At 59.5% G+C, this 3,175-nt stretch carries 6 protein-coding genes; all 6 read left to right on the forward strand.

All coding sequences use genetic code 11. From position 1 onward, the window contains the following. Positions 1-491 (forward strand): hypothetical protein (locus tag WCB02_RS30505; protein ID WP_423963875.1); only part of this gene is annotated, 491 nt, incomplete at its 5' end. Between the two features lie 2 nt (positions 492-493). After that, the gene (locus WCB02_RS30510) at positions 494-697 is read left to right on the forward strand and encodes a hypothetical protein (RefSeq protein WP_423963878.1); all 204 of its coding nucleotides are present in this window, start codon (positions 494-496) and stop codon (positions 695-697) included. Positions 698-700: 3 nt separating this feature from the next. Beyond that, entirely contained in the window at positions 701-1,669 is a 969-nt protein-coding gene (locus WCB02_RS30515; protein ID WP_423963880.1) for a hypothetical protein, read from the forward strand. Continuing rightward, positions 1,666-1,902, forward strand: coding sequence for a hypothetical protein (locus WCB02_RS30520; protein ID WP_423963882.1), 237 nt, complete (start codon positions 1,666-1,668; stop codon positions 1,900-1,902). The genes WCB02_RS30515 and WCB02_RS30520 overlap by 4 nt, the downstream gene beginning before the upstream one ends. Further along, positions 1,859-2,773 carry a LamG domain-containing protein gene (locus WCB02_RS30525; protein ID WP_423963884.1) on the forward strand — a complete coding sequence of 305 codons (915 nt, stop codon included), beginning with the start codon at positions 1,859-1,861 and terminating at the stop codon, positions 2,771-2,773. Before WCB02_RS30520 ends, WCB02_RS30525 begins: the two co-directional genes overlap by 44 nt. 3 nt (positions 2,774-2,776) lie before the next feature. Next, a partial coding sequence (locus WCB02_RS30530) for a hypothetical protein (protein ID WP_423963886.1) occupies positions 2,777-3,175 on the forward strand: 399 nt, incomplete at its 3' end.

Raw genomic sequence — 3,175 nt, forward strand, 5'->3', positions numbered from 1 at the left:
CGATTGCGAACGGCACAACGCTCCAGAATACGACCAATGCGATCCTGGCAGCGTTGCAAGCCTCGGGCTTCTGCTACGGGGCACCGCAGAACATTCTCGGCATCGGCGCGGGACCATTCACGCAGAACGGCGCGAATGCCGGGTCGCCTATCGGCGGTCCACTGATTTACGCCTATGCCAGCGCCGCGGGGGTGATTCAATTCTCGGCTGCCAATCCGGGCGCATGGGCGAATACGCTGCTCACTTACACCGTGACGGTGCCGGGCGGCGTCACGCAGACCTTTAACACTTCAGCGACGGGTTCGGCCACGGCGGTGGCCTTCTCGGGCGGCGTCAACGGCACGGCCACCATGACGCTCGCGAACGCGCATAGCGCAGGCGAGCCGATCATTGGCCTCGCGAACACCTCGCAGGCGGTGCTTATCCCCGATCCGGGAACGGCAGGGATGGTCAGCGTCGGCCTGGTCTACGTTGACATGGTTGCAATGTAGCCATGTCTCGCAAGAAAAAGAGCATGCGTGTTGGAGGCGGCGGGCGCTTTCAAAAGGGCGAGCAGGCGATGGAGCGCAAGGGCATGGGCCGTAAAGAGGCTGGTGCCATCATGGCGAAAGAAGGCCGTAAGAAGTACGGGAAAAAGGCTTTCGCTCGCATGGGTGCGGCCGGCCGTAAGCGTAAGCGTACAGCGAAAGGGCGGTAGTTCATGGCATTGAAAGCGCGTGGAGCGCAAGCGAAGATCGTTCGCGGTCGCGCCGAAGACGACTATGCTTCGGCCGGAACGGCTGACGGCACGTTTGCGATTACCGTTGAAACGGGGACGACGCAGCAGCAGATGACCGCGGCAAACGATACGGTCGTTCGCATGGCGAACCTGGGCCATCAACTCATGTCCAAGATGGTTCACGTAACGCTCAACAAGCCATGGAAAGGTGATCCGCAAGAAACGGTCGTGCTGACCTACGGACGCGAAGAGGCGACACCGGTTGGTCCCGACACGTATCGCGACGATGGCGGGGAGTCTCCTGTGCCTGCTTCAGATCGGTTGTTCACCCAAGGTGCGGGCGCTGCTCCGCGCTGGGTGCCAGGCAAGTGGGTTCATTATCACTTGCGCTTTGAAAAGGGTCCTCTGGGCGCATGTGCATGCGGCCAGGACCCGGAAACGGAAGTCGGCCCGGAAGCGGTCATGCCAAGTCCGGTTGCTCGGCATTGGTTCGGCGATTGGGACGTGAGTGCGTATGAACTCAAGGCTGCGAGCATGGGTATCACGCTTGAGCCGTGGCTCACTCGTCCGTGGCATCGTGATCGCGTGGCAACCGAGAATTGGGGTGGCTACGAGAAAGACTTCCCGGCCGGCATCCAGCAGATTTACGATCGCAACGGGGCGATCAATGTGCGTGCGTTGCGGAACTTCGCCCCGCCGCAGATTCCGGACGTGACCGTTACTCGCCTTGATACCATGATGCGCCGGTTGCCGAATACGGCTGCCCGCGTGTGGGATATTTTCAAGTGGGATGACATGTGCGAGAAGGGTCCGCGGATGCACTTCTTCAATGCGAAGATTCAGCCCGCAACGGGGCCCGATATTCAGCAGATCGTCGCGAACGCGGTTGCTGCGGCACTCGCTGCGGAACGAGCGAAGTCTGAACGTCCAGAGAAAGGCAAGAGCGCATGAGCCAAGCTGGCAAGCCGATGCGTCGGCAGTTTCATAAGGACGAGACACGCGGCAATATCGCGCATCCGGGCGGTGTGCTGGAAAACCTCATCGAGCATACGATGGGCGCGGGTTCGCGCATGAGCCAAGACAAGTGGGGCGACAGCTTTATTAAGCCGCCGCCGTGTGATTCCGACGTATTCGGTCGCGATGCCTCGAATCAAGGATTCCGTTTGCGCAAACCCGGAGGGTAGTCTAATTCCAGTCGGATGGGATAGTTACGTTCAGGCGATCTACGCCGATGGCCCGGTCGGCTTTTATCAATTTGCCGAATTGCTCGCAGGCAGTCCAGTTACAGCCGGAAGCCAGGATCCCCAGAATCTCTGTTTCGATTCCAGCGCTGCAGGCAATCTGAACCGGGCGGTCCCGCCATTTGCCAATGGGAACTTCTTGCAGTATGGCTCGGCAGTTGTCGCTAATTCTCCATCGTTGCTCGTAACCAATGGGCCCTCCAACAGTCCTGGTGCCGGCAACAACGGCGGCTCGGCGCTCTTTCCAAGTACAGCTACCGCATCGCTCGTAAACATCGCTACGGGCGGCTCAGCGCAACCTCCGATTCTCCAGCCGACCGCAGCGATCACCGTTGAGGGGTGGCATAGGCCCAACGTCTGCACCACTGGCAGCGTCAAGCAAGTGCTCGCGTGCTACGGCACCGACGCTTCATCGCTGGCGGCGTACAATCTCTACCATAGCGGGTCAACGGCAAGCAACCACGTTTTCGCCTTCTCGATCAACATCGGCGGTACGCTCAAGACCGCAACGGCATCGCTTCCTGCACTTGTGGTCGGCGCGACCTATCACGCCGCTGGAACCTACGATGGCGTCAACGTGCGTATTTACGTCAATGGCGTACTGCAAGGGACGACTGCGGCAACCGGCGCGATTGCCTATAACGCGCTCGGCGGATATGGGCTTGCGCTTGGAAATGACCCATCGCTCACGGATGCAAATCTTCAGGGGTATTTGGACGAGACAGCGATCTACAATTACGCCTTGAGCGCAACGCGCATCGCCTACCACTACCGCGAGGGATCGACCTACTTACCGTTTATCTGGAATCACTAATCCGTGCAGTTAGTCGATCTAGAAAATGCGGCCCTCATCGCACTTTCGATGCCATATTGTAACCCCGGCGGCACGATTACATGGCCGGTCAACGGCGACTTCAATCGAGCCAAAGTCGATTGGGCAATCAATCGGACGCTCTCGCGCCTGGTTTCCGATCTTGGCGACTTGGAACTCCTTACGCAGTCGCTCGTCTTTCCGTCAATCCCGTATCAGTACGCCTACCTGCTTCAAACGCCAACGGGACAACCCGGAACGGCTATCGGATCGTATGCCACGGGTTCCGTAACATTCAGCGGGACGGTTGCTGCCGGGCAAACGCCAGGCGTCACCATCGGCGGTACGCTCTATTCCTACACCGTGCCGACTGCCTCGACAACCATTCCGCAAATCATCGCGGCG

This window comes from Bradyrhizobium sp. (assembly GCF_049581145.1).
Lineage (GTDB): Bacteria > Pseudomonadota > Alphaproteobacteria > Rhizobiales > Xanthobacteraceae > Bradyrhizobium.